This window comes from Pedobacter puniceum (assembly GCF_009674685.1).
GTDB classification, from domain to species: domain Bacteria; phylum Bacteroidota; class Bacteroidia; order Sphingobacteriales; family Sphingobacteriaceae; genus Pseudopedobacter; species Pseudopedobacter puniceum.
In genome coordinates, this window is record NZ_WKJI01000002.1 from 1,001,151 (window position 1) to 1,027,058 (window position 25,908).

At 34.8% G+C, this 25,908-nt stretch carries 25 protein-coding genes; 13 read left to right on the forward strand and 12 right to left on the reverse strand.

The genetic code is table 11. The features are described from left to right. Window positions 1–26 precede the first annotated feature (26 nt). Window positions 27–1,328: a sensor histidine kinase gene (locus GJJ64_RS10970; RefSeq protein WP_154287813.1), complete on the forward strand. Its 1,302-nt coding sequence runs from the start codon at window positions 27–29 to the stop codon at window positions 1,326–1,328. A gap of 48 nt (window positions 1,329–1,376) precedes the next feature. Here the strand turns inward: GJJ64_RS10970 and GJJ64_RS10975 are convergent, their stop codons facing one another. After that, entirely contained in the window at window positions 1,377–2,099 is a 723-nt protein-coding gene (locus GJJ64_RS10975) for a DUF4397 domain-containing protein (protein WP_195759279.1), read from the reverse strand. A 194-nt stretch (window positions 2,100–2,293) separates the two neighbouring features. On the opposite strand from GJJ64_RS10975, the gene GJJ64_RS10980 reads away from it, so the two are divergent. Both GJJ64_RS10980 and GJJ64_RS10985 read left to right on the forward strand, forming a co-directional pair. Continuing rightward, window positions 2,294–2,698: a BLUF domain-containing protein gene (locus GJJ64_RS10980; protein WP_154287815.1), complete on the forward strand. Its 405-nt coding sequence runs from the start codon at window positions 2,294–2,296 to the stop codon at window positions 2,696–2,698. A gap of 4 nt (window positions 2,699–2,702) precedes the next feature. After that, window positions 2,703–3,671 (forward strand): NAD(P)H-quinone oxidoreductase, encoded by a 969-nt coding sequence (locus tag GJJ64_RS10985; protein ID WP_154287816.1) that lies wholly within the window; start codon window positions 2,703–2,705, stop codon window positions 3,669–3,671. A gap of 38 nt (window positions 3,672–3,709) precedes the next feature. Here GJJ64_RS10985 and GJJ64_RS10990 read toward each other — a convergent pair whose 3' ends face one another. Next, window positions 3,710–4,012, reverse strand: coding sequence for a YtxH domain-containing protein (locus GJJ64_RS10990; RefSeq protein WP_154287817.1), 303 nt, complete (start codon window positions 4,010–4,012; stop codon window positions 3,710–3,712). A 109-nt stretch (window positions 4,013–4,121) separates the two neighbouring features. Between GJJ64_RS10990 and GJJ64_RS10995 the strand changes: the two genes are divergently transcribed. Continuing rightward, window positions 4,122–4,934 (forward strand): N-acetylmuramoyl-L-alanine amidase, encoded by an 813-nt coding sequence (locus GJJ64_RS10995; protein ID WP_154287914.1) that lies wholly within the window; start codon window positions 4,122–4,124, stop codon window positions 4,932–4,934. Between the two features lie 77 nt (window positions 4,935–5,011). Here the strand turns inward: GJJ64_RS10995 and GJJ64_RS11000 are convergent, their stop codons facing one another. After that, window positions 5,012–6,697 (reverse strand): glutamine--tRNA ligase/YqeY domain fusion protein, encoded by a 1,686-nt coding sequence (locus GJJ64_RS11000; RefSeq protein WP_154287818.1) that lies wholly within the window; start codon window positions 6,695–6,697, stop codon window positions 5,012–5,014. A gap of 288 nt (window positions 6,698–6,985) precedes the next feature. Between GJJ64_RS11000 and GJJ64_RS11005 the strand changes: the two genes are divergently transcribed. From GJJ64_RS11005 to GJJ64_RS11015, 3 genes are read left to right on the forward strand one after another with little or no spacing between them, the layout of a single operon-like run. Then, a complete protein-coding gene (locus tag GJJ64_RS11005) occupies window positions 6,986–7,726 on the forward strand; it encodes an MlaE family ABC transporter permease (RefSeq protein WP_229655520.1) in 741 nt (246 codons plus the stop codon). Further along, window positions 7,726–8,505, forward strand: coding sequence for an ABC transporter ATP-binding protein (locus GJJ64_RS11010; RefSeq protein WP_154287819.1), 780 nt, complete (start codon window positions 7,726–7,728; stop codon window positions 8,503–8,505). The genes GJJ64_RS11005 and GJJ64_RS11010 overlap by 1 nt, the downstream gene beginning before the upstream one ends. A 2-nt stretch (window positions 8,506–8,507) precedes the next feature. Beyond that, on the forward strand, window positions 8,508–9,482 hold the full coding sequence (locus GJJ64_RS11015) for an MlaD family protein (RefSeq protein WP_154287820.1): 975 nt from the start codon (window positions 8,508–8,510) through the stop codon (window positions 9,480–9,482). Window positions 9,483–9,564: 82 nt separating this feature from the next. Here GJJ64_RS11015 and GJJ64_RS11020 read toward each other — a convergent pair whose 3' ends face one another. Continuing rightward, entirely contained in the window at window positions 9,565–10,122 is a 558-nt protein-coding gene (locus GJJ64_RS11020; protein ID WP_154287821.1) for a 30S ribosomal protein S16, read from the reverse strand. A 136-nt stretch (window positions 10,123–10,258) separates the two neighbouring features. Between GJJ64_RS11020 and GJJ64_RS11025 the strand changes: the two genes are divergently transcribed. Beyond that, on the forward strand, window positions 10,259–10,843 hold the full coding sequence (locus GJJ64_RS11025) for a hypothetical protein (protein WP_154287822.1): 585 nt from the start codon (window positions 10,259–10,261) through the stop codon (window positions 10,841–10,843). Here GJJ64_RS11025 and GJJ64_RS11030 read toward each other — a convergent pair. The 3 genes from GJJ64_RS11030 to GJJ64_RS11040 form a co-directional block, all read right to left on the reverse strand. Then, window positions 10,840–13,350, reverse strand: coding sequence for a ligase-associated DNA damage response DEXH box helicase (locus GJJ64_RS11030; RefSeq protein ID WP_154287823.1), 2,511 nt, complete (start codon window positions 13,348–13,350; stop codon window positions 10,840–10,842). The genes GJJ64_RS11025 and GJJ64_RS11030 overlap by 4 nt on opposite strands. A gap of 45 nt (window positions 13,351–13,395) precedes the next feature. Further along, window positions 13,396–15,108: a glycoside hydrolase family 3 protein gene (locus GJJ64_RS11035; protein WP_154287824.1), complete on the reverse strand. Its 1,713-nt coding sequence runs from the start codon at window positions 15,106–15,108 to the stop codon at window positions 13,396–13,398. Between the two features lie 104 nt (window positions 15,109–15,212). Then, window positions 15,213–16,391: an MFS transporter gene (locus GJJ64_RS11040; RefSeq protein ID WP_154287825.1), complete on the reverse strand. Its 1,179-nt coding sequence runs from the start codon at window positions 16,389–16,391 to the stop codon at window positions 15,213–15,215. A gap of 121 nt (window positions 16,392–16,512) precedes the next feature. On the opposite strand from GJJ64_RS11040, the gene GJJ64_RS11045 reads away from it, so the two are divergent. Then, a complete protein-coding gene (locus GJJ64_RS11045; RefSeq protein ID WP_154287826.1) occupies window positions 16,513–17,499 on the forward strand; it encodes a hypothetical protein in 987 nt (328 codons plus the stop codon). Window positions 17,500–17,537: 38 nt separating this feature from the next. Beyond that, the gene (locus GJJ64_RS11050; protein ID WP_154287827.1) at window positions 17,538–18,266 is read left to right on the forward strand and encodes a diacylglycerol/polyprenol kinase family protein; all 729 of its coding nucleotides are present in this window, start codon (window positions 17,538–17,540) and stop codon (window positions 18,264–18,266) included. Here the strand turns inward: GJJ64_RS11050 and GJJ64_RS11055 are convergent. The 3 genes from GJJ64_RS11055 to GJJ64_RS11065 are packed head-to-tail and all read right to left on the reverse strand — an operon-like array spanning window position 18,263 to window position 20,053. Beyond that, the gene (locus GJJ64_RS11055) at window positions 18,263–18,886 is read right to left on the reverse strand and encodes a rhomboid family intramembrane serine protease (RefSeq protein WP_154287828.1); all 624 of its coding nucleotides are present in this window, start codon (window positions 18,884–18,886) and stop codon (window positions 18,263–18,265) included. The genes GJJ64_RS11050 and GJJ64_RS11055 overlap by 4 nt on opposite strands. Before the next feature lie 8 nt (window positions 18,887–18,894). Next, the gene (locus tag GJJ64_RS11060; protein ID WP_154287829.1) at window positions 18,895–19,248 is read right to left on the reverse strand and encodes an MmcQ/YjbR family DNA-binding protein; all 354 of its coding nucleotides are present in this window, start codon (window positions 19,246–19,248) and stop codon (window positions 18,895–18,897) included. Between the two features lie 4 nt (window positions 19,249–19,252). Further along, entirely contained in the window at window positions 19,253–20,053 is an 801-nt protein-coding gene (locus GJJ64_RS11065; RefSeq protein ID WP_154287830.1) for a hypothetical protein, read from the reverse strand. 115 nt (window positions 20,054–20,168) lie between these two features. On the opposite strand from GJJ64_RS11065, the gene pepT reads away from it, so the two are divergent. Next, the gene (gene pepT, locus GJJ64_RS11070; protein ID WP_154287831.1) at window positions 20,169–21,407 is read left to right on the forward strand and encodes a peptidase T; all 1,239 of its coding nucleotides are present in this window, start codon (window positions 20,169–20,171) and stop codon (window positions 21,405–21,407) included. A 3-nt stretch (window positions 21,408–21,410) separates the two neighbouring features. Here pepT and GJJ64_RS11075 read toward each other — a convergent pair whose 3' ends face one another. Both GJJ64_RS11075 and GJJ64_RS11080 read right to left on the reverse strand, forming a co-directional pair. After that, window positions 21,411–21,959: an HPP family protein gene (locus tag GJJ64_RS11075; RefSeq protein WP_317162924.1), complete on the reverse strand. Its 549-nt coding sequence runs from the start codon at window positions 21,957–21,959 to the stop codon at window positions 21,411–21,413. A gap of 40 nt (window positions 21,960–21,999) precedes the next feature. Next, window positions 22,000–23,277 (reverse strand): replication-associated recombination protein A, encoded by a 1,278-nt coding sequence (locus GJJ64_RS11080; RefSeq protein ID WP_229655521.1) that lies wholly within the window; start codon window positions 23,275–23,277, stop codon window positions 22,000–22,002. A 207-nt stretch (window positions 23,278–23,484) separates the two neighbouring features. On the opposite strand from GJJ64_RS11080, the gene GJJ64_RS11085 reads away from it, so the two are divergent. Both GJJ64_RS11085 and GJJ64_RS11090 read left to right on the forward strand, forming a co-directional pair. Further along, window positions 23,485–25,551, forward strand: a complete 2,067-nt coding sequence (locus GJJ64_RS11085) for a carboxy terminal-processing peptidase (protein WP_195759280.1) — start codon at window positions 23,485–23,487, stop codon at window positions 25,549–25,551. A gap of 2 nt (window positions 25,552–25,553) precedes the next feature. After that, complete coding sequence (locus GJJ64_RS11090) at window positions 25,554–25,880, forward strand: DMT family transporter (RefSeq protein ID WP_154287834.1); 327 nt, start codon at window positions 25,554–25,556, stop codon at window positions 25,878–25,880. Window positions 25,881–25,908: the final 28 nt, after the last annotated feature.

A 25,908-nucleotide genomic window follows, 5' to 3' on the forward strand; every position in this document is an offset into this window, starting at 1 on the left:
TTATAATGTTTTAGATAAAAATATTAATGCAAAACCTTCAGAAGGAAAAAAATTTTTCTCTTTTTTGGAAATGGTGGACAGGTGAAAATTTAAACTTTACACTTGAAAGCCGTATTTTTCATTCTTTTAGTTTTGTTGTGATATCGGCAGTTCTTTTTGTTACTCCTATCAATTATTATAATAATTTAATTCCTTCTTTTTTACTTACATTAGAAATACTTCTTATACAATGTGTAACCTACTGCATAAGTAGATTTAGAAATAAATTAGCTTTAGCTATAGATATTTCTGCCGTAAATATCAACCTTATACTTGCTGTAAACTATTTACATAATGGCGGAATAGAAGGCCCTAGCTTATTACTTTATATTGTAAGCTTATTCTTGCTGCTTTCTATTTCAAGGCTTAATAAATTACCTTATTGGTTAATGCTTAATATTGTTTTTGTAGCTATTGTTGTTGCTTTAGAATATTATTATGGCGAAAAATTAATAACTCCATATCCAAGTGCAGAAAGTAGGCTTTTTGATATGATATCAACCTATTTTATTTGTTTGGTTTTGATTTACGTTGGAACCCTATACCTTAAAAAAAGTTATATCACGCAAAAGAAAATAGTTTCAGAAAAAGCAGAAGCTTTAAAAGTACTTAATGATGAAAAGGATAAGATTTTTTCTGTGATTTCGCATGATTTAAGAACACCTTTAGCTAACGTTCAACAGTATCTAGAATTGGCGGGTAGCGTAGAACTCACCCCGGATGAAAGAAAGGTAATTAAAGAAGATTTACTTGAGCTAACTAAAAATGCGCAAGAGTTACTAAATAATCTGTTGCATTGGTCTAAAAACCAAATGAAAGGTAATACTGCAAATAAGCGTTTAATTTTGGTGCTAGAAGAGTTTAGTCCTACTTTTAATTTGATGAAAAGTATAGCTATGAAAAAAGGTATACTTTTAGAAGTAGAAATAAAGAATAATGAGCTTTACGCCGATGTTGAAATGCTAAAGTTGATTTTTAGAAATCTTATTCATAATGCTATAAAATTTACACCAAACAATGGTTCTATAAATATATGTTTTGATACTGATGAGCATAATTATCATATCTCTATTAAGGATAATGGAATAGGAATTAAAGAAGAAGAGCAGGTTTCTATTTTTACTATCAGTACAAAAACCAATTACGGAACCAATAAAGAAAAAGGAACGGGTTTGGGCTTAATGCTTTGTAAAGAGTATACCGATATGCAAGGTGGTAAAATATGGTTTACCAGTAAAGAAAAAGAAGGAACAAGCTTTTACCTATCTTTTCCAAAAAAGGAGACATAAAAAAAGGCTACTTTAAAGCAGCCTTTTAAACAGGAAGAAAATAGGGTTTTAATAATCGCTTAAATGCTCACTTACTTGTATAGCTGTTTTAAGCGTGTCATTGGTAGTATTATCAATTCCTTTAGCCCAAATAGTATAAACTCTTCCGGTCTTAATCTCTACATTTTGTTTGATGGCTTTATCAGTACCATTATTTTTAATTTTAAAAGTGTAGGTTCTATTACCTGATATTTCACTAAAAGGGGTATGAACTTTATAAGCTGTGGTATTAAATATCAAACTATCGGTAGCTGTTGTTAAGCTTAAAGAACCAGCATCCGGACTTAAATTAATAAATCTGACTTTTGCTTTGCCAGCAGTAGGGTTACTTAAAGAGTCTTTAATAATTAAAAAGTTTGGATTTGGCGCAGCATCTACTACATAGATAGAATAAAATTTATCAGCCTCAAGATTTACAGAGCCTGTTCTTAAAGTATCTTGTGTACCACCTACTTTGCGAATGCTTATCCTACGTAGTCCGGCTGCATATAAATTGTAAAAAGTTCTTTGGCTAAATGTAAATGGCCCACTACCAGTACCACGGTCTGTTATAAAATTAAAAGCCTGTGTACCTGGCGAAGCATGGAATATGCTTACTGCAGCTACTTGTTGTGGGGTATAATCGTTGTCGTTTTTTAAACACGAAGTTAAAGTTAACAGTAAGGCAGCTGCTAGCAGCGTTTTTGCTGTGGTCAATCGTTTAAGATTGTTAGAAGTTTTAAAATTAATCATCATTGTAAAATTTAGTATTTGGTAGACATTACAGAACATAACGGAGACAATCATCAATCTGTTACAGAAGAAACAATTTTTTTCTGGTTTTTTTTAGTTTTTTTGCCACAGCATCAAAAAGAATAGTTTTTAAACTGGTTAAGAGAGATAGTTAGCAAGAAGCTTTCAAGAATTTACCTTAAAATTTAAACATCATGTACTACTTAATTTATTTTGCTTACGAGTCTTCTCCTTTTACACCTACTGGTTTAGAAGAGCTTTTGGTTCAAGCAAGAGATAAAAACGCAAAATATAATGTAACGGGTAAGCTTCTTTATGTGGAGGGCACCTTTATACAATTGTTAGAAGGAGATAAAGAGGCAGTAAAGCATATTTTTAGTTCTATAGAAAAAGATAAGAGAATTATTGCACTTAAAGTAGTAATAGAAGGGCCCGCAAAAACACGTTATTTTCCTGATTGGTCTATGGCATATGAGAAAATATCTTTAGCAGATATAAACCAAATGGAACAGTGCGAGCATCCTGGAGTGAAGGAGTATCTTAAAAATGCTACGCCATTTAGACTAATAAAGCTTATTGCTAATAATCCGCTATTATAAATTTATGAAAGCTATAGTTGTTCATCATTATGGTGGTCCGGAAGTTTTAACGTTAGAAGAAAGAGCTATACCACATGTAGCAGATGATGAAGTTTTAATAAAAGTTGCTGCCGTTGGTATTAACAGACCAGATATCATGCAAAGGCAAGGGAAATATCCCGCTCCGGCTGGGGCTGTTCCTGATATTTTAGGTTTAGAATTAGCGGGTGAAGTAGTTGCTTGTGGCTCGGCTGTTAATAAATATAAAGTTGGAGATTATGTTTGCGCATTAGTTTCAGGTGGCGCTTATGCGGAGTATGTGGTTGCAAAAGAGGGAAGTTGTTTAAACATCCCCAAAGGGTTAAACTTTATCGAAGCTGCTTCTTTGCCAGAAACTGTTTTTACAGTTTGGTATAACCTTTTTATACTAGGCAAATTAAAGGCTGGAGAAAAAGTTTTGATACACGGTGGCTCTAGCGGCATAGGCGTTATGGCTATCCAATTAGCTAAAGCATTTGGCTGTAAAATAATAGTTACCGCAGGTTCTAAAGAGAAATGTGATGCTTGTTTAGCCTTAGGTGCCGATATGGCCATTAATTATAAAGAGCAAGATTTTGAGTTTTTACTTAAAGAAACTGGGGTAAATGTTGTTTTAGATATGGTAGGAGGGAATTACCTGCCTAAAAATATCAATATTTTAAGTTTAGAAGGGCGTTTGGTTTATATCAATGCGATGCAAAATAGAATTGGAGAGCTAGATATTCTTAAAGTTATGCAGAAGAGATTACAAATTACCGGAAGTACTTTAAGAGCAAGAGAACCAGAATTTAAAGCTTTTTTAGCCAGAGAAATAGAAAAGTATGTTTGGCCGCTTTTTGAAGATAAAAAAGTGAAGCCTGTTATCCATCAGGTTTTTGCTTACGCTGATGTTATAAAAGCCCATCAATTAATGGAGAGCAGCAGGCATATTGGTAAAATTATGCTTAAATTTTAAAGGAGATACATATTTTTATATATCTCCTTTAAAAATCATTAAGATAAAGATTTTGAATCCTGAGCAACTTTAGCAGAGATATCATTTAAAGTATGATCAGAGAAATGCGAAGCTTCATGTGCTTTTGAGGTTAGATAATCTGAGGTTTCTTTAGATAAATCATTTATCTTGCTTGCTTGTTTAGAAGCTGTATTTTTTAAATGGTCTGTAAAGTCTTTTACACCATCTACCAAAGAAGACCAATTTTGTTTTCCGTTTTCTGATTTTAGAAAATACCAAGCTGCTGCTCCTGCAGCAATGCCGGCTACCACCACTGCTGCTATTTTTGATTTGTTTTCCATTTTCTTAAGGTTTTACTTTAAGTTATTTAAAGCTAAGACCTTGCCAAAATTGAGTTAGAAATTATTAAAATAAAAACCGTTAAATCTTATATTTATGCGTTTTAAGCATATGAAGTATTTTATCGTTCTCTTTTCAGCATTCATCATTGTCTCTTGTTCTCCTAAACCCTACAAACAAGCAGAAAAAATACAAACCGCAAAAATGGAAGAGGTTACCGCTAGTATTGTGGTAAATCCGGCGCCAATGGTGTTAGATTCTTCTGGTAATGCAATACCATCTGCATATATACCTACCGTAAATTTTGGCGCTCGAAAACCCTTTTATGTCATCATTCATCATACTGCACAAGACTCTTTAGCGCAAACCATTAAAACCTTTACTATGGAAAGCACCCAAGTAAGTGCGCATTATGTGATAGGTAGAGATGGTTTTTTAGTTCAGATGTTAAATGATGAGCTAAGAGCATGGCATGCAGGTGCGGGTAAATGGGGTAATATTACGGATATGAACTCTTGCTCTATTGGTATTGAGTTGGATAATAATGGTAGAGAACCTTTTGCCGAAGCACAAATAAATACTTTGTTATTGCTTTTGGCTAAACTTAAAAAGGATTATAATATCCCTACAGCAAATTTTATTGGACATGGCGATATCGCACCTAAAAGAAAAGCAGATCCGAGTATATTATTTCCTTGGGATGTTTTAGCTAAAAATGGTTTTGGTTTATGGTATGATTTACCTGATATGCCACCACCAGTTAATTTTGATGAAGAAGCTGCTTTAAAAAGAATTGGTTATGATACTACAGATATGGCTGCCGCAATAGTAGCTTTTAAAAGGCATTTTACCAAGACAGATTTGTTTCCTATTCTTTCTACTTGGGATAGATGTATACTTTATAACCTGTACAAGAAGTATTAATAAAGTATAAAGTATAAAGTATAAAGTATAAAGTATAAAGTATGCTGATTTACATACTTTATACTTTGTTTTTATGATTATTTATTGGCTTCTTTAGCCCAACTATCTTTTAAACCAACAGTTCTGTTAAAAATTAGGTGTTCTGCTGTGGCTTCTTTGTCTAAACAGAAATAACCTTTTCTAATAAATTGGTATCTCCTGTCTGGGTTTTCTTGTAATTGCTTGATAGCTAATGTTAAGTCTGGTTCTATATAAGCGTTTTTAACTACTACCAAACTTTCTGGGTTAATGTAATCCTTAAAATCACCATCTTCTGCATCTGGTTGTTCTACTTTAAATAGCCTATCATACAATCTTACTTCGGCAGTTTTAGCGTGTTTTACACTTACCCAATGCATGGTTCCTTTTACTTTTAATCCTGATGTATCTTCGCCAGATTTTGAGTTAGGGAAATAAGTACAATGAATTTCAGTTACATTACCATCGGCATCTTTAACAAAATCATCACATTGTACGATGTAAGCATTTTTTAAACGACACATTAAGCCTACGCCAAGTCTGAAGAATTTCTTTGGAGGTTCTTCCATAAAATCTTCACGCTCTATCCATAACTCTTTGCTAAATGGTATTGCCCTTTCGCCATCATGGCCTTCAACTTCTGGGTTGTTTTCTCCATGTAAAATTTCTTCTTGCCCATCAGGATAATTGGTAATAACCATTTTTATAGGGTCAAGAACCACCATTCTCCTCCACGATGTTTTATTTAAATCTTCACGGATAAAGAACTCTAGCAAACTAAAATCAATTAAGTTATCTCTTTTAGCTACACCTATTCTTTCGCAAAAATTACGGATGGATGCTGGCGTAAACCCACGTCTTCTTAAACCACTAATGGTAGGCATTCGAGGGTCATCCCAACCGGCAACAATCTGGTTATTTACCAACTGCATCAATTTACGCTTACTCATAACCGTATAGCTCATGTTTAAGCGAGCAAATTCATATTGTTTTGATGGGAAAATATCCAGTTGTTCTATAAACCACTCGTATAATGGGCGGTGTGGAATAAACTCTAGCGTACAAACCGAGTGGGTAATTTTTTCAATAGCATCAGACTGCCCATGCGCAAAATCATACATCGGGTAAATACACCATTTATCTCCAGTACGGTGATGATGTGCATGTTTTATCCTGTACATCAAGGGGTCACGTAGGTGCATGTTTGGGTTAGCCAAATCAATTTTAGCTCTTAAAACCTTGGCACCATCAGGATATTTACCAGCTTTCATTTCTTCAAAAAGCTGTAAGTTTTCTTCTATAGATCTGCTTCTGTAAATATTTGGAGTTCCTGCTTCTGTAGGTGTACCTTTTCCAGCAGCAATTTCTTCTGCTGTACTATCATCTACGTAAGCCAATCCTTTTTTTATCAGGGCAACCGCAAAATCATATAATTGGTCAAAATAATCAGAAGAATAAAGTTCTTCTTTCCAATCAAAACCTAGCCATTTTACATCTTCTTTTATGCTTTCTACATATTCAGTATCTTCCGTAACAGGGTTGGTATCATCAAATCTTAGGTTGGTAGTGCCATTATACTTCTTGGCTATCCCGAAGTTTAGGCAGATAGATTTAGCATGACCAATATGTAAATAGCCATTTGGCTCTGGAGGGAAACGTGTTAAAACTCTACCGCCATGCTTGCCATTTCTAAGATCTTCTTCTATAATCTCTTCAATAAAATTTAATGATTTTTCCTCTGACATATCTTTTGCTTTACCTACAAAAGTAAAAAAACAGCCGGATTTATCAGCCTCTGCTAAATTTCTAGCAAATAAATTACGCTAAATGGCATATATAGTTAAATGTAAAGGCTTTATAATAGGGTTAGAATTTTGAATCGATAAACGCTTAGCTCAATATTTTGTGATTTAATTGTTATGTTTTTATGTCTTTAGCATCATTTTTGATATAATTATCTACTTTTACGCAGCTTAATTGAATAAGAATAATTGGAAGCACCAAAATCACGTTTCGTACAAAAATTACATAGTATGTTTTACGAACTGTATTTAGTATATCAGTTCGTGATGAAATTCTTCAAAGAAGTACTTCTACCGCCTTATGAGGGTAAAGAAATTATGCGTCAATGTTACCAAGTTGGTTACCGCTCTTTAGCCTTAATATCTTTAACAGGATTTATAACCGGTATAGTTTTTACCAAACAATCCAGACCATCTCTGGCCGAGTTTGGGGCAACATCATGGTTGCCATCTTTGGTGGGTATTGCTTTATTGAGAACATTAGCACCACTTTTAACGGCCTTAATTTCTGCTGGTAAAGTTGGGTCTAGTATTGGTGCCGAGCTTGGCTCTATGAAGGTAACCGAGCAAATAGATGCTATGGAAGTTTCTGCTACCAACCCCTTTAAGTTTTTAGTAGTATCTAGGGTTTTAGCAACCACCATTACTATTCCTATTTTAACTTTTTATACTGCTTTGGTAGGTTTATTAGGGAGTTTTGTAAACGTTGCCATGTTTGAGGATACTAGCTTCAACGGTTTTATTTCATCATCACTAGAGTCTATAACTTTTCTTGATATTATTGCATCTACTATAAAGGCTATCCTATTTGGGTTTACCATTGGTATGGTTGGTTGTTACCAAGGTTTTAACTCATCAAAAGGTACAGAAGGTGTAGGAAAAGCAGCAAATTCATCGGTAGTTATTGGTATGTTTTTGGTGTTTATTGAAGAAGTATTAGCAACGCAAATCACGTTTTTATTCCGTACATAATGCATAAAAATAACAGAATAGAACATCCGGAAGAAAGAGATAAGGTAATTATTATCAGGGATTTAAATAAATCTTTTGGAGATTACCATGTGCTTAAAGGTGTTAATCTGGATTTGTATGAAAGAGAAAATCTTGTGGTATTGGGTAAATCAGGAACAGGGAAATCTGTTCTGATTAAAATTATATCAGGCCTACTCAAACAAGATAGCGGTACGGTAGAAGTTTTGGGTAAAGAAGTTAGCCAGTTAAACGAAAGAGAATTACAAGAATTGAGAATACATATAGGCTTTTCTTTCCAAAATAGTGCGCTTTACGATAGTATGACTGTAAGAGAAAACCTAGAATTTCCTTTGGTGAGAAATCGTAAAAACCTAACTAAAAAGGAGAAAGATTATGCTGTTGAAACCGTTTTAGATGCCGTAAGTTTAGGGCAAACCATTAACCAAATGCCTTCTGAATTATCCGGAGGGCAAAGAAAGCGTATTGGTATTGCCCGTACCCTTATATTACAACCTAAAATTATGTTGTATGATGAACCAACAGCGGGTTTAGATCCTATAACATGTTTAGAAATTAATGGCTTAATAAACGAGGTACAAGAAAGATATCATACCAGTTCTATTATCATTACCCATGATCTTACTTGTGCCAAACAAACCGGAGACCGTATAACCATGCTTCTTGATGGTCATTTTAATAAAGTTGGCACCTTTGAAGAAGTTTTTAATACAGATGATGAAAGAGTTAAATCTTTCTATGAATATAATTTTATAGAGTAAAAATGACTGAAATAGCAGACAGAAAACGCGGTGTAACCGTTGGAATATTTATTTTTATTGGCCTTGCCATTTTCCTTATCGGGATATTAACTTTAGGAGGACAAAAGAAGACTTTCGTAAAATCTTTTACTGTAAATGTTGTTTTTGATGATATACAAGGATTAAAAGTAGGGAACAACGTGTGGTTCTCTGGCGTTAAGGTAGGTACTATCAAAAAAATTCAGTTTTATGGAACTTCCCAAGTTCAAGTTTTTTTAAGTATAGAGGAAGCTGCTCATCAATACATCCATAAAGATGCTAAAGCAAGTATCAATTCTGATGGTTTGATAGGTAATAAGATTATTGTGATTGACGGAGGTTCGCCTAGTTTTCCTTTTGTTGAGGATGGCGATAGACTACAGGTTAACAAAACTTTATCTACGGATGATATGATGAAGACCTTACAAACTAATAACAAGAACTTAGTAGATATAACTTCAGACTTTAAGATTCTTGCTAGAAACTTAGTAGAAGGAAAAGGTGCTGCAGGGGCATTATTAGCTGATGAGCAAATTGCTAAAGATTTTAAAGCTATGGTGGCTAATTTAGAAACTACAGCCGCTTCTACCAATAAAATGGCTAAAGAACTCAATAGCTTTACTGCAAAAATGAATACCAAAGGTGGCTTGGCCGATAAGCTTTTTACAGATACTGCGGTATTTGCAAAATTACAAACATCAGTAAATGAGTTCCAACAAACAGCAGCAGCTGCTGCTAAGCTTACCGAGAATTTAAAAGTAGCATCGGCAAAGTTAAATGCAAATGATAACGCTTTAGGTTTAATGTTGAATGATAAGCAAACTGCCGAGCAGCTTAAAGTAATTATGCGAAATTTAGAAACCAGCAGCCAAAAGCTTGATGAAGATTTAGAAGCTTTACAACATAACTTCTTATTAAGAGGCTACTTTAAGAAGAAAGCTAAAGAAGAGGCTAAATAGCAATACAAGTAAAAACTTGTCTTTAACAAAAAAGGGTGATTTGAATATTCAAATCACCCTTTTTTGTTAAAAGAAAATAATATTATTCTGCTGAAGGAGCTTCAGTTTCCTCTGCAGAAGCTTCAACAGCTGCATCTTCTGATGCTGCTTCCTCTTCTACTTCTGGAGCTGCTTCTTCAACAGGAGCATTTTTAGCTGCAATTGCAGCCTCGATAGCTTCTCTTTTCTTAGCCTCTTCTACCAAAGCAGCTTTTTTAGCTTCTTCTTTTTTAGAAACTAAACCTGCTTTTTTAGCTTCGATTTTACCTTCTTTGCTTTGTAACCATTCTGCAAATTTTGCATCAGCTTGCTCTTGAGTAAGAGCGCCTTTAGTTACACCACCATTTAAGTGTTTTTTGTAAAGAACACCTTTGTAAGAAAGAATAGCCTTAGCTGTATCTGTAGGTGTAGCTCCGCTAGTAACCCATTTAACAGCTTGATCAAAATTCAAGTCAATTGTAGCAGGATTGGTGTTTGGATTGTAAGAACCTAATCTTTCAATAAATCTACCATCTCTTGGTGCTCTTGAATCTGCTACTACGATGTAGTAGAATGGTTTTCCTTTTTTACCGTGTCTTTGTAATCTAATTTTAGTTGCCATTTTTTAATACATTAAATTTTTGCAATACCCCTTTACACGTAAAGGGACGCAAATGTAAGATTTATAATTGTATTTTGCTAGTAATCAATTTTTTATTTTCCTGTGTTAGGTTTAAAATTCTCTTTACCTTTATTGTATGAATTTGAAATGCCTTTTTTTAACACTTTTTGCCTTAATATGCTCTTTTTTAGGTTTTTCTCAGAAAAATGAAATTCAAATAGCACAGATGGGCTCTGTAACAGCGCTCTCAGAAAGCCATCGAATTTTAATCACTTATAATGATAATAAAACAGAGGTTATTAAGGCTGGCGAAATGGTTAGGTTAGCATACCCGGTAAACAAGTTAAATTTAGGTAGGAAATTTAAAGGTGAAGAGGCTGGTTTAAGGGGTTTAATAGACTCTATAAGGAAAGAAACCATTTATTTAAAAATAAGAAAAGGTGCTAAAGATAATTTGGCTTTAAACGTTAAAGATATTACAGCTATACAAAAAAGTAATTTTGGTGGCACATTAGGCGTATTTTTATTAAGCTATGGTATTTTAGGAGGTTCGGCTATTGCTTTAACCCAAAGTTTAGATGTAAACCCAGCCATTACTGCTTTTAGTGCAGTGGCAGCAATTTTTCCGGCCAGTATCATTACCGTTAATATGTTTTATCCAAGTAAACCAAAGAAAAAGGTGGGGAAAGACTATAAACTGAATATTATTACAGTTTACTAAGCTAACCTTTCTACCATTTTAGCCACTCTTTCTTCTAAAGACTCGGTACTCATTTTTTCTCTAAGCCTATCTACCATGATAGGGAAAGCAAAAGGACTAGGTTGTGCCGTTTCTTTAACTATAATTTTTTGTTTTTGTATCCGCTGCAAAGCTTCTCTTAATCTAAATTCTTCTAGTTGAAAAGCTAAAGCTTCATTATAAGCCTGTCTTATTAATAAGTTATCCTTCTCGTATTCGCTAAAAACATCAAATAATAAGGATGTTGAAGATTGCAAATGTTTGTTTTTCATGGGTTTGCCCGGAAATCCTGTGAAAATTAAGCCCGAAATATGTGCAATATCTCTAAATCTTCTACGGGCCATTTCATTAGCGTTAAGGCTATTTTGTATATCGTCTATTAGATTTTTATCGCTAAATAAATGATGTTCTAAAGCTTTTTCTAACAATACTTCATCATCAGTTAATAACTCAAAACCATAATCATTCATGGCTATAGAGAAACTAGCTTTTTTAAATTTAGATAATCTAAAACCTATTAAAGAGGCCATACCTTCATGAACTAATCGGCCTTCAAAAGGATAAAAGAATAAATGATGACCATCTCTGGTTTCTAATTTTTCTATCAGGAATTCGGTTTTTTGAGGTAAATGGGATAAAGAGTTTTGTTGAGCAAATAGCGGCCTTAAAGCAATAATTTCTTTGTCTTCTTCTACTCCTATAGCCACTTCATCAAGTTTTTCTCTAAAAACTGCTGATAGTTGTGATGATAATGGCATTCTGCCTCCGGCCCAAGTAGCAATAGCACCTTTCTTTTTGGTTGATTTTTTAACATAGGCAGTCATTTCTTTTACACGTACCAATTCTAAGTTTCTGCCTGCAAACCAAAAGTTATCGCCTATTTTAAGTTTAGCAATAAAGCCTTCTTCAACAGTGCCTAAACTGCCTCCGCTTTGGAATTTTACCCGCATGCTTATTTCACTGGTGATGGTTCCCATGCTTAAACGATGTCGCATGGCTATTCTACGGTTGTTTACTTTATACAAACCGTTTTCGTATTCTACTTTTAAATACTCATCGTACTGCGAGAGTGTTTTACCTCCTTTGCTGATAAAATCTAGTAAATCATCAAATTCTTGAGGCAAAATATCCGCGTAAGCAAAAGTGCTTTTTATTTCTTTATAGATTTCATCGGCTTTAAAGCCATCAGAAACAGCTAGGGTAACTAAATATTGGATAAGAACATCAAAAGCTAAAATGATGGGGTCTCTACTCTCGAAAGTTTTTTGTTTGATAGCGTATTTTAAGGCAGCGCCTTCCAGTAATTCTAAAGAATGCGTTGGCACAAACCAAGCCTTAGAAGTTGCACCGGGATGATGCCCACTTCTGCCTGCCCTTTGCATAAAACGGGCTACCCCTTTAGGGCTACCTATTTGTATAACGGTGTCTACTGGTCTAAAATCTACACCCAAATCTAAACTGGAGGTGCATACTACTACTTTTAAAATCTCGGCATGTAAAGCTTGTTCTACCCAATTGCGTAAATCGTTATCTAAAGAGCCGTGGTGCATAGCCATAATGCCAGCATATTCTGGATATTTATCTAAAATGGCTTGATACCATATTTCTGATTGCGCTCTGGTATTGGTAAATATGAGCGTGGTTTTGCTTTGGGCCACAATCTCCATCACTTCTGGTAGTAACTTTAAACCAATATGCCCGCTCCAACTATAATTTTCTATATTTTGAGGGATGATAGAAGTGATAACGAGATTTTTATCGATATCAGCTTTGACCATTTTTTGCCGCTCTTTAGGGAAGTTAACACCCAAAAGCACTTGAGCCGCTTCTTCAAGATTACCAATGGTTGCACTAATACCCCAAATTTTTAAAGTTTGATAATCGGTGTAGGAAGTTGGAAAATCTGACTTATCTTCGGTCTTGGGTCTTGAAGTTTCCGACTTCAATCCTTTCAACCTACTTAAGCCTAGCTCCATTTGTACACCGCGTTTTGTGCCTAAGAGTTCATGCCATTCATCGGTTACAACTACTCTTAATTTTTCAAAAGTTTTAGGGTAATCTTTTTGAGCCAACATGAGGTGTAAACTCTCTGGCGTAGTTAATAAAACTTCTGGTGGTTTCCTTTTAATGGCTTGCTTATCGGCACTGCTAGTATCGCCAGTGCGGGTGCCAATTTTCCAGGGGATTCCTAAATCATCAACAACGGCTTGCATAGCCTTTTGGATATCATTGGTTAAAGCTCTTAATGGCGTTATCCATAGCATTAGCAAACCATTATTTTTTCTGCTTTGGTAATCGTTTGGATATTGATTGATATAATCTGCAAGAAAGGGCAAAAACAAGGCAAAAGTTTTACCGCTACCTGTTGGAGCATTTAACAAGCCCGAATAGCCTTTTAAATAGGCATCCATCATTTCTTGTTGGAAAGCAAATTGCTGCCACTTTTTTTGCTTATACCAATTGCTTATGATTTTTTCTCCCGGGCTCATTTGTATAGAAGAATTAAAACTAAGCCAAAATGTTTGCTTTGGGTTTTATTTTACTTCGCCAGCACCAAATTTATAATAAGCATTTATGGTTATAGGCAATTTTCCTTTAGCGCTTAGCTTTCCTAAAATTACCCTTGCCGCAGAAGATTGCATTTCTTTACTGTTTTGATAACCTAGTACCAATGCTTTAGACTGCTCAATTCCTGGTAAACCGGCTAAAGTATAAGGGTTTGCAAAAACTACAGTAATGGGGTTAAATTTGGTCATATCGGCAATAAATAGCTTTAAGTTATTTTGATAATCTAAAGTACCAGCCGGTCGTAATCTGGTATCGTGAATAGCCATTACAACTTGTCCAAATTTTGCTATTTCTGTTTTTACAGTTTCTAATTCTTTTAGGCTGATATCTTTTGGGATGATGAATAAAGTAGCGTCAGGGAAAAAACGTTTAATAGTTTCTGAAAAAGTTGTTGGATCTTTTGGCCCGATGCTTAGAATAGCTATTTTTCTTACAAAATCTGTTGCGATGGGGAAATTTTCAGAACCTTTTAGTACTGTTACAGCAGCATCTGTTAGCTCTTGTGTCAAAACTTTAGATTCTGCGCTATTTAAATCTTCAACAAGTTTGGTAGTATCAATAGCTTGGTATTGATGTAAGTTCATCCAGTATTTTGCCGCTAAAATGCGTTTCACTTTTTGGTTAATATCATCCCAACTTAATTGATGTTTTCTGATGGACTTACGAACTAAATGAATAGCTTTTTCAGAATCTTGAGAAAGTTCTATCACATCTAAACCCGCTATAATGGCTTTTACATCGGCCTCGCCATTAGGGAAAAATTTAACAACGCCTTTCATATCCATGGCGTCAGAAAAAACCAATCCTTTAAAATCTAAATCATTTTTAAGCAAATTGGTAATAATGGGCTTAGAAAGTGTTGAAGGAAGATTTTTAGTATTATCTAATGCCGGGATACTCATGTGTGCTACCATTACACCGTTTAAACCTGCGGCTATAGCTTGTTTAAAGGGGTACATTTCTAACGAGTCTAGCCTTTGCTTGCTAAAAGGTAGTTGTGGTAAATCGTAATGAGAATCAACATCAGTATCGCCATGACCTGGGAAGTGTTTAGCGGTTGTAAACAAGCCAGCATCTTGCATACCTTTCATATAGGCGATGCTTTTATCGGCAACGTTATACTTATTTTCACCAAAAGAGCGGTAGTTGATTACTGGGTTTCTAGGGTTATTATTAACATCCATTACAGGAGCAAAATTGATATGAACACCTAAGCGTTTTAAATCTTTAGCTACTATTTGCCCCATTTTATATATTAGGTTATTGTTTTGGATGGCGCCCAATGTCATTTGATAAGGGTAAGATAAAGTGCTATCTAAACGCATTCCTAAACCCCACTCTGCATCTTGAGCGATCATTAAAGGTACTTTTTTAGATAAGCTTTGATATTGGTTGCTTAGCAAAGCTTGTCTTTTTGGGCCACCTTGGAAAAACACTACACCACCTAAATGTTGTTTGGCAATAACTTTAGCAACAGAATCTGAATAAGCCTGCCCCAAATTGGTATGGGCTCTTACCATAAATAACTGGCCAATTTTCTCGTTACGGGTAAGTTTTTTAAAAACAGAATCTACCCAGCGGTTAGTGGCATTTACAGTACTGATAAAAGGAACTTTAGTTTGTGCTTGCAATAATGAAAAACTCAGCGCTAAGCTTATTAAACATATTATTTTCTTCATGTATATCTTTTGCTTAAAGATTTTTTTTGATTTGCCAATGAACAAATATAAGCCTTAAATGATTGTTGCTCATGAAGCAGATTTTATAACGGAAATTAAAACGGTTAGATTACTTTACGCTCTTTTTTCATATAAACTAGTAAATAAAGTAAAGCTAAGAAATTACATAATGCGGCGCCATAAAATACAAAAGGAACTCTAGCGATAATATCTCTAAAAAACCAGCCGGCAAAAAGAGCGCCAAAGCCAATACCCGCTTCTAAGGCAATATACATGGTGGCAACAGATTTTCCGCGTTTATCATCATCACTTAAATCAATAGCCCATGCAGAAATGGCAGGAGAGAACATACCAGTTGCCATACCATAAATGATAGAACCTGTAATGAAACCCATAGTTGTTTGCCATGTGGCTAGCCAAGTGAGCGATACACAAAGTAAGATAATAGAAACTCTTAAGACAGGTTTACGGCCATATTGGTCAGAAACTTTACCTGCAATAAACCTCATTAATAAAGATGCAATGGTAAAGACCATAAAGAACAAACCTTTGTTTTTGATACCAATATGCCCACTCCAATCGGGGATAAGCGTTATTAAAGCGCCATAGCTTACATAACTAAAAAGCGTTACCCAAAATACAGGCATGGCTTGTTTGTTTATAATTTCTGATTTATTGATGGTCATGAAAGTCCACTTGAATGCTTCTTTAGTAGCTAAAGTTTCTTTCATATTAAACAAAATCACGATAGAAAGTAATGCGAATAAAGAAGAGCAGTAAAAAAGAATATCAATAGAATAATACAAGGTAATAGCACTACCAATAGCTGGCCCAATAGCCATGCCTGTGCTAAAAGCTAAGCCATGTATACCCATAGCTTCTCCCCATCTGGTTGAGGGAACTAAATCTGCCACATAAGCTGCTGTTGCGGTAGGTTTAAAACCTGTGGAGAAACCATGTATCAATCTTAGAAATAAAAATCCGGCAACGCTGGTTAAAATAGGATATAAAAACCCGCAAACGAAACAAACCAAAGAGCCCACCGCCATAATAGGGATTCTCCCAATTTTGTCTGTTAATTTTCCACTAAAAGGTCTGGATATTCCTGCTGTTAAGGTAAATAAAGCTATGATTAATCCTTTATACTCTGCACCACCCAAGCTACTTAAATAAGAAGGTAGTTCTGGTAAAAGCATGTTAAAGCTGGCCGAGAAGAGAAAAGAGCTTAGGCAAACTAATGAAAATTGTAATGTGTAAATTGATTTTTGTTCCTGTACCTCCAAAACCCACAATATTTGTTGCAAATTTAGCCATTCTGTATGAACAGATGATGAATAAAAACAGCTTTTTGTAATAATTAGTATGGGTAAGTATTAATTAAAGTGCGCTTTGTATTTTTGCCCTATGCAAGAGCCACTTTACCAACCTTTTCAAAGAATGCGATTTGAGTCTTCTGTTTGTTTCCTTAGCGGAGATAAACTCAACTCAACAGAAGAAACCTTAAATGTTTTTGCACCTTGGCTCATTAGTAAGTACAAATTAGATGAAAGGCCATTTAAGCTTTTAGATGAAAGCATGGTAAGCTACGCTGATATTAAAATTCCGTGTAGTGTGAAAACAGCAGAGGCTTTTGAGAAATTAGAAAGTACTATTGAGAATGCTTTTTTAAAAGGCTATAAAGCGGTTTCTGCATTAGATGAGCAACAGCTTTTTTTGTGGGTTGCTAAAACTGTATACGGCATTATTTTTAAAGAATTGCAAATTGCAGCAAGGCAGCAGCAAGCCAGCGGAGAGCAATTCCACATGTCACAAGGCCTTATACATAAGTTTAGCATGTTGCATAGCATGCTGCAGGCGGTTATTAAACCAGTTAAATTAGATGGTTTTAAACCTTGGAGTATCTGGATATGCGAAGTAGATAATGCCGAAGAAGAGTTTTCCTATCGGGATGAAATTAATACGCTTACTTTTTCTTTAAGGATGCAAGATTTTGGCATTATCCTTTGTTTGCAAGATAATGGTGCTAACAAAAAATACCACGAAGAGCTTTGGGAGAAAATTGGAGGAGTCAAGTTACATCCTATTCAGTTTGAAGAGTTGTGTGCAAGAGTTTTTTATTCGGCTTATTTATTTAACAGGTTGCCAGAATATCATATTATGCCTGTAGAAGACGAACTTCATATTGAAGCTATGCCTTTAAGAGGTATGCAAGCAAAACCAGTTTTTGATTTATGGAACAATAAAACTTACGGCCAAGTTTTAGAGAATTTTTGGAAGCGTTGGAATTTCCTTTTACTCGAGATTATTAAAAATCCCGAAAGACCAGTAAGTTATCTTTTCAATGAAAATGAAGAACTTATAAAGGCAGAAGAGATTAATTTATCAAAATAACGAGCTGTAATTTCTATCTTTAATGGTATAGCCTATTTATGAATGTACCAGATATAGAAAAATTCATCCCATCATTAGATTTAGTTTCTCATTTGGGACTATACTTGTTGGCTTATGTTGCTTTAGCCGTTTTATTGGTTTCTGTACTTAAAGCTAAGTTCAATATCAAAACAGCATATTCACGTAAGATATATCATTTTCTCATTTTTACTGCGGCTGCCGTTTTACAGGTTTTATATGGTTTGCCGGCAGCGGTTTTAATGGGTGTTATTGTTTTCCTTTGGGTGATATTTGCCGTTTTAAAGAGTAAAAAAAGTTTTTTCTATCAGGCTTTAGCCCGAGAGAAAGATGAACCTTATGCTGATAGATTCATTATCATACCTTTATTTGCTACAGCTATTGGTGGTGTTTTAAGCAATTTATTTTTTCCGGGTTTTGCTTTTATAGGTTATTTGGTAGGTGGCTGGGGCGATGCTATCGGCGAACCTGTAGGTTCTAAATTGGGGAAACATCCTTACCAAGTGCCAACGCTCTTTGGTGTAAAAGCTACCAGAACTTATGAAGGTTCTTTAGCTATTTTTATAATAAGCGCACTTATTTGTTTTTTGATATACCGCTTTTATGGATATCAATTGCATAATGCACTTGTTTATGCCATAGTTTGTGCTTTTATAGCCACTTTGGTTGAGGCTTTTAGTAGCCATGGTTTAGATAATCTTACCATGCAGTTTAGTGCCGCTGCAGCAAGTTATTATTTACTTACTTAAGAAGCTAAACCTGCCGAAATACTATTTATAAAATGAGCAATAGCTCTGGGGTATAAAATAATGGTGATTAAAACTCCGGTTATGGCACCATAAAAGTGTGCATCGTGGTTTATTCCATCATTAGATTTTCTGCCTGCATAAGAAGTATAAATCAAGAATAAGAAACCGTAAATAACTGCTGGTATTGGGATAGGCAGCGGAAAAATAATCATCTTGGTTAGCGGCGCAAAAACTATAAAACTGAAAACCACTGCGCAAACCGCTCCAGATGCGCCTAAGCTATTGTACCAGAAATGGTCTTTATGTCTTTGTACAGTAGGTAAATCGCTTAAAATTAAACTCACTATATAGAGTAAGCCAAATTGCCAATGCCCTATTATTTTTTCTAGGTTAAAGGCAAAGAAATAATAAGAAAGCATGTTAAATATCAGGTGCGACCAATCTTTATGAATAAAACCACTACTGATAAGTTGGTATAAATTCTTTCCTTTTGCAACGCTGTAAGGGTGAAGCATAAACTTACCATAAAGCGTTTCGTTATTAAAAGCATAAATACTGGTAACAATGGTGAAAATGAATATAACGGCCGCCACAGGCGTTTCATTTAAGATATCTAGCATGCTGTAATTTAAAGATTATTAATTTCTTCTTGCTGTTTCTTTGGTAAATTTTTTAGAACCAGTTTGTAAGAATGGTCTATCATTTCTATAAGTTGTTTATCAGAAAGGCTGCCGTTGTAATAAACTGTGTTCCAATGTTTTTTGTTCATATGGTAACCTGGTATCACTTCGCTAAAACTTTCTCTAAGTTGTATAGCTTTTTCTGGGTCGCATTTTACGTTAAAGCTACGAGGCTCTATTAAACTGGCTAATAAAAATACTTTGTTTACGATTTTAAACACCAAGGTATCATCCCCGAAAGGGAAAGATTCTGTTACACCTTTTAGACCAAGGCAATAATTTCTTAAACTTTCAATGTTCATGAAATTATCTGTAGAAAATTTTGGTTGGTCCAAATAAATATTTAACAGAGAAACCTAAAGTTGTGTAGGCATCTTTAGAGTTATTTTGATAGATAGAAGGGTTATCGTTGTAACCATCAATATCATCAGAAAAGGTAAAAACCATTTTGTAATTAATACCTATTTGTAAAAAAGCTACATTATAAGCATCATAAACATTTATCCTGTAGCCAATAGTCATGGGTAAATTTAAGACTGTGCTGTATTTGCTCTGACCTAAGTCGTTTCTATGTTGTCTACTAAAAGGATCCTGCTCATTTTTTCCACCGGTTGATCTTGAATCTAATGCCGGATTATATGGTTTTACATTATTCTTCCCATTTATCATTCCTAAACCTAAAGAAAGATTTACGTTTCTTAAAGCATAAACTAAAGGATTGTAAGAGTAATCAAAAAATTGCCCAGCTGCTATATTACCTCTTAGCTCTATATTAGAGAAATCTGCAACGAATTGCCTATTATGTCTATCAGGACCATCTTTAAGAGTTACCATATTATATTCTAAACCAGCAGAAATAAAAGGAGTAATATTATAATCTATTGATAATCCAAAGTTTTTACTCTTATTTAGGGCTAAACCATCTTTTGCTGTAAATATGGTATCCTTACCTGTTATAGGATTTGTAACTTTTAAATTGCCATAACTTAAGCCTGTATAAGCAGTACTAATTCCTCCTTGTAAACCTATTCCAAACTGAAAATAGTTAGCTTGGGAAAAACCAGAAAGAGAACTCAGAAGTAAAATGATTGTTAATATCTTTTTCAAAGTATTGTTTTGAATCTTAAATCATACTTTTATGCAAAAAACCAGATATACTGCTTTATGCAATCAGGTTAAAAATATTGCAAAAAATTGGCTTATCAAAATATAAATCATCAAAATGGATATACGATATCAAGTTGTAGAGCGATTTTTAAGATACGTTCAGATAGATACACAATCTAATCCTTATTCTGAGACTGTCCCGTCTACAGAAAAACAAAAGAATCTTGGGAGATTATTGGTAAAAGAATTACAAGAAATAGGTCTTCAAGACGCAGAAATGGATGAAAATGGTTATGTATACGCCAGCATTCCTTCTAATACAGATAAGCAAGTTCCGGTTATATTTTTCTGCTCGCATATGGATACTTCACCAGATTGCTCTGGCGAAAATGTAAAACCTATTATCCATAAAAATTATCAAGGCGAGGATATCATTTTACCTGATGATACTTCGGTTATCCTAAAAATGGCCGAACATCCCGATTTAGCTCATCAAATTGGAAATGATATCATCACAGCAAGCGGAAAAACTTTACTTGGTGCCGATAATAAAGCGGGTATTGCAGAAATTATGGATGCTGTTAGTTTTTTGATGAACCATCCAGAGCTAAAACATGGTGAAATTAAGATTTTGTTTACCCCCGATGAAGAAATTGGAAGAGGTGTAGACCATGTAAATTTAGCTAAGCTTAAAGCTGATTTTGGTTATACCATTGATGGTGAAACTTTAGGTTCTTTTGAAGATGAAACCTTCTCTGCTGATGGTATGATAGTTCATATTCAAGGCGTTAGTGCACATCCAGGTTTTGCAAAAAATAAGATGGAAAGTGCCATTAAAATAGCGGCTAATATCGTAGCTGCATTGCCTAAAGATTTATCACCAGAGCACACCAGCGATAAACAAGGTTTTATACATCCGGTAGCTATAAAGGGCGAAGTTGAGGAGTCTGTGATAGAATTTATCATCCGCGATTTTGATGATGCCATGCTGCCGAAGCATGAAGAATTGGTGAAGAAAATCTCTTTAAAAGTACTAGAAAACTACCCTTCTGCTAAAGTGACTTTTACGGTAAAAGAGCAATATCGCAATATGAAAAACATCATTGCGAAATATCCTAAAGTGAGTGATTATGCTCTGGAAGCCATACAAAGGGCAGGAATAAAACCTAAAGCTCAAAGTATTAGAGGCGGTACAGATGGTTCTCGTTTATCTTTCATGGGTTTGCCTTGCCCAAATATTTTTGCTGGCGAGCATGCTTTCCATAGTAAACAAGAATGGGTTAGTGTTCAGGATATGGAAGCGGCCGTAAGAACTATCATTAATTTAGCACTTATTTGGGAAGAAAAAGCCTAAGTTTTAATGTTTATAAGGATAATTTCTTCCTTTCGGGATGTTGTTAACGATTAAAGCTATCAACAATAAAATGATGATACCGCTTAAAACCGGAGAAATAATATAGTTAAAACCGAGGTCTTTTATCCTTTCAGAGCCAATAATAGCTATTAATGCCGTTGCACCACCCGGAGGGTGCATAGTTTTAGTAATTTGCATAGCCACTATAGATAAGGCTACAGCTAAAGCTGATGAAATCCAGATTTGATCTGGTAAAAGTTTATAGATAACCACACCTATAATGGCTGATAGTAGATGCCCACCAACTAAATTTCTAGGTTGTGCCAATGGACTATTGGTTGCGCCAAAAACCAATACCGCCGATGCTCCAAAAGAACCTATCAGGAAAACATTATCTAAATCGTTAAACTTTTGGTTATGAAAAAAACCTATGGTAGCAATACCCAAAAAAGCACCTATAAATGTCCAAAAATGGTCAATGGGGTCTATAATGGTTTGTTTATAAACAACATATTTAGCAACGCGATAACTTCTTTTCAATCTCTTTTTCACCAGTCGGGTAGTTTTGCGCTGGCAAAATTATCAATAATGTTTAATACTTATAGCGTTTATTCCACAAGCTTTTTAAGCGTTCTTTAATCTTGATTTCTGCCGGGTTGTTTTGAGGTTCATAAAGCGTTGTGCCACTTAACTGCTCGGGGAAAAACTCTTGCTCAGCAAAATTACCTTCATAAGCATGTGCGTATTTATAATCTTCGCCGTAACCAATGTTTTTCATCAGTTTAGTTGGTGCATTTCTAAGGTGTAGGGGTACTGGTAAATCTCCGGTTTGTTTAACCAATTGTTGTGCTTTACCAATAGCTTCGTAAGATGCGTTACTTTTTGCCGAGCTTGCTAAATAAGTAACCGTTTGTGAGAGGATAATTCTAGACTCGGGCCAACCTATCACATTCACCGCTTGGAAACAATTATTGGCCAATAATAAAGCATTTGGATTAGCATTACCAATATCTTCTGAAGCTAAAATGAGCAATCTTCTGGCAATAAAAGAGGGGTCTTCGCCGCCTTCAATCATACGGGCTAGCCAATAAACAGCTGCGTTAGGGTCGCTTCCGCGGATAGACTTGATAAAGGCCGATATGATGTCATAATGTTGTTCGCCAGTTTTATCATACAAAGCCATGTTTTGTTGTACATGCTTTAATACAAATTCATTGGTGATGCTTATTTTATCATCTTCAGCTGCATTTATCACTAACTCAAAAACGTTTAGTAGTCTCCTACCGTCGCCTCCTGATAACCTAAATAAAGCTTCTGTTTCTTTTAAATCAATAGGTTTGGTTTTTAAAATTTCATCATTTTCTAAAGCTCTTTTTAAGAGCTGAAGCAAATCATCCTCATTTAAATTTTTAAGAATATAAACCTGACATCTTGATAATAAAGCTGATATCACCTCAAAAGAAGGGTTTTCTGTAGTAGCACCCACCAAAGTAACCAAGCCACGTTCTACTGCACCCAATAAAGAATCTTGCTGAGATTTTGAAAACCTATGAATCTCATCAATAAACAAAACTGGTACAATGCCTCCCTTTTTGTATTGAGCAGCTTTTTCTATCACATCTCTCACATCTTTAACACCAGAGTTAATGGCACTTAAAGAGAAAAATGGTCTATCTAAACTTTTAGAAATGATATAAGCTAAGGTAGTTTTACCCACTCCGGGCGGGCCCCAAAATATCATGCTAGGTATATTTCCGTTCTCTAAAGCCTTACGCAAAACAGCTCCTTGGCCAACCAAATGTTGTTGCCCGGTATAATTGTCTAATGAAGTAGGGCGCATGCGCTCTGCTAAAGGGTCTGTGATAGCCAATTTTTATTTTTTTAGATGGATAACAAATATCGTACAAGATAGCATATTAACCAGTTTTAAGCTAAAATTTAAAGTAGATATGATAGATTTTTCCTTTTATTGTCAGGCTTTGTATTCTATGTTTTTTGTTTAGCTTTAAAGCATTATTTTGCAAAAAAATACGTTGTAATGAATACTTCTCTCACGGGATTTGAAAAGATAAAATATATGTTAAGAAGAATTTTTTCAGGGATTTTAATAGCTGCTACTGTAGCTTGTACCGCAACACCTAGAATTATAAAAGATGTTCCGGGGTCTAACAACCTAAAACCTGATGAGCAGCAAGCTTTAATTACTAAAGAGATAGCCGAGCTGGTTACCAGTTTTAACTATAAAAAGTTAAACTTAAATGACTCTTTAGGCGGTGTTATTTATGATAACTATTTAAAAAGTTTAGATCCCAATCGTAATTATTTTTTAGCTGCCGATATTGCAGAGTTCGCACAGTTTAGATCTACTTTTGATGATGATTTAAAAGCTGGTGATTTAACAGCACCTTTTTACATGTTTAATGTATACCAAAAAAGGTATAACGAAAGGATGACTTTTTCTATCAAAAACTTAAATAATAATTTTGATTTTACTAAGAAAGAAGATTATCTATTTAGTCGTGAAAAACTACCTTGGTTTAAAGATTTAGCAGAAAGCGATGCCAGCTGGACAAAAAAAGTAAAGTATGATTATTTAAATCTAAAACTTACTCAAAAAGCAGATACAGCAATAAAATCATCTTTGAAGAAGCGTTATGAGAACTTAATAACTCAATCTTCAAAAATCAATAATCAAGATGCTTTTCAGGTAATAATGACAGCTTTTACCGAGTCTATAGATCCACATACCAGTTATTTTAATCCGGCAAATGCTGCCAATTTTAATATCGATATGTCTAGATCTTTAGAGGGTATAGGTGCAACTTTATCATCAGAAAACGAATTTGTAACCATTAAAAGTATAGTTACAGGTGGCCCTGCAGATAAAAGTAAGCAATTAAAAATTGATGATAAGATTATTGGTGTAGCCCAAGGAAATGATGAGTTTGTGGATGTGATCGGTTGGAGATTAGACAATGCTATTTCATTAATTAGAGGTAAAAAAGGAACTATTGTTCGCTTAAAAATCTTGTCTAAAGAACAAGACATGTCTGCGAAGCCAAAAATTGTAGAAATGGTTCGCGAGAAAATTATCTTGGAAGATCAATCTGCAAAAAAATCAATTAAAACTGTTACCAGAGATGGTAAAACTTATAAGTATGGTATAATAGAAATTCCAGCTTTTTATGCAGATTGGAAAGCTATGCAAGCCGGAGACCCCAACTATAAATCAACTACTAGAGATGTTAAGCTGCTTTTAGATAGTTTAAAGCAACAAAATGTTGATGCTGTAGTGATAGATTTGAGAACTAATGGAGGCGGTTCATTAGTAGAAGCTATAGATTTAACTGGCTTGTTTATCTCTACAGGTCCTGTGGTACAGGTTAGAGACTTAAGAAATAGAGTTGAAGTAGATAGTGATGATGACCCTACCGTTGTATGGAATGGTCCATTAGCAGTAATGGTAGATAGATTTAGTGCTTCCGCATCAGAAATTTTTGCAGGCGCTATACAAGATTACGGTCGTGGTATTGTAATAGGCAATACAACCTATGGTAAGGGAACAGTGCAATCTGCTATTGATATGCGTAGGGTAAACCCTAATTTAGGCGAGAAAGGTGGGCAAATTAACCTTACAACAGGTAAATTTTATCGCATTAGTGGAAGCTCTACCCAACATAAAGGTGTAACGCCAGACATAGAGTTTCCGGCTATTTTCCCTGCTGATAAATATGGAGAAAGTTCAGAGCCTGCTGCTTTACCTTGGGATGAGATTAAGAGTAGTAACTACACAAAAATTAAAGATTTAAGTAAAGATATAAGCTCGCTTAAAGCAATGCATCAGCAAAGAATGAAGACTAGCCAAGAGTTTAAGTTTTTGTTAGAAGATATTGAGGAATTTAAAAGGAGAGATAAAGAAAACTCAGTTCCGTTAAACGAGGAGGCACTTAAAAAACAGCGTGAAGACCTAGAGCAAAAAAGTTTTGCGCAAGAAAATGCCAGAAGAGTTAGCAGAGGTTTACCAGCTTTAAAGAAAGGCGAATCTAAACCTGCAAAAGAAGAAGCATTTGACTTTATGCAACAAGAGGCTTTACAAATCCTTACCGATTTTATAGGATTTAATAAAGTAGCTAAAGTAAAATAAGCATGAATTGGCTTTTATTAGTTATTGCTGGTTTGTTTGAAGTTGGTTTCGCATCTTGTTTAGGAAAGGCGAAAGAAACATCTGGCCATGTTGCTTTATGGTGGATAGGAGGTTTCTTCATCTGTTTATCCATCAGCATGTACTTATTGTATTTAGCAACTAAAACTTTGCCCATTGGAACTGCTTACGCCGTTTGGACTGGTGTTGGTGCTGTAGGAACTGTGTTGGTAGGGATATTTATCTTTAAAGAGCCTGCTACTTTCTGGAGGATATTTTTTATCATCACTCTTATAGGTTCTATTATAGGATTAAAGTTTGTATCAAACTAAACTAAAAAGTTTAAGATATAAAAAAGCC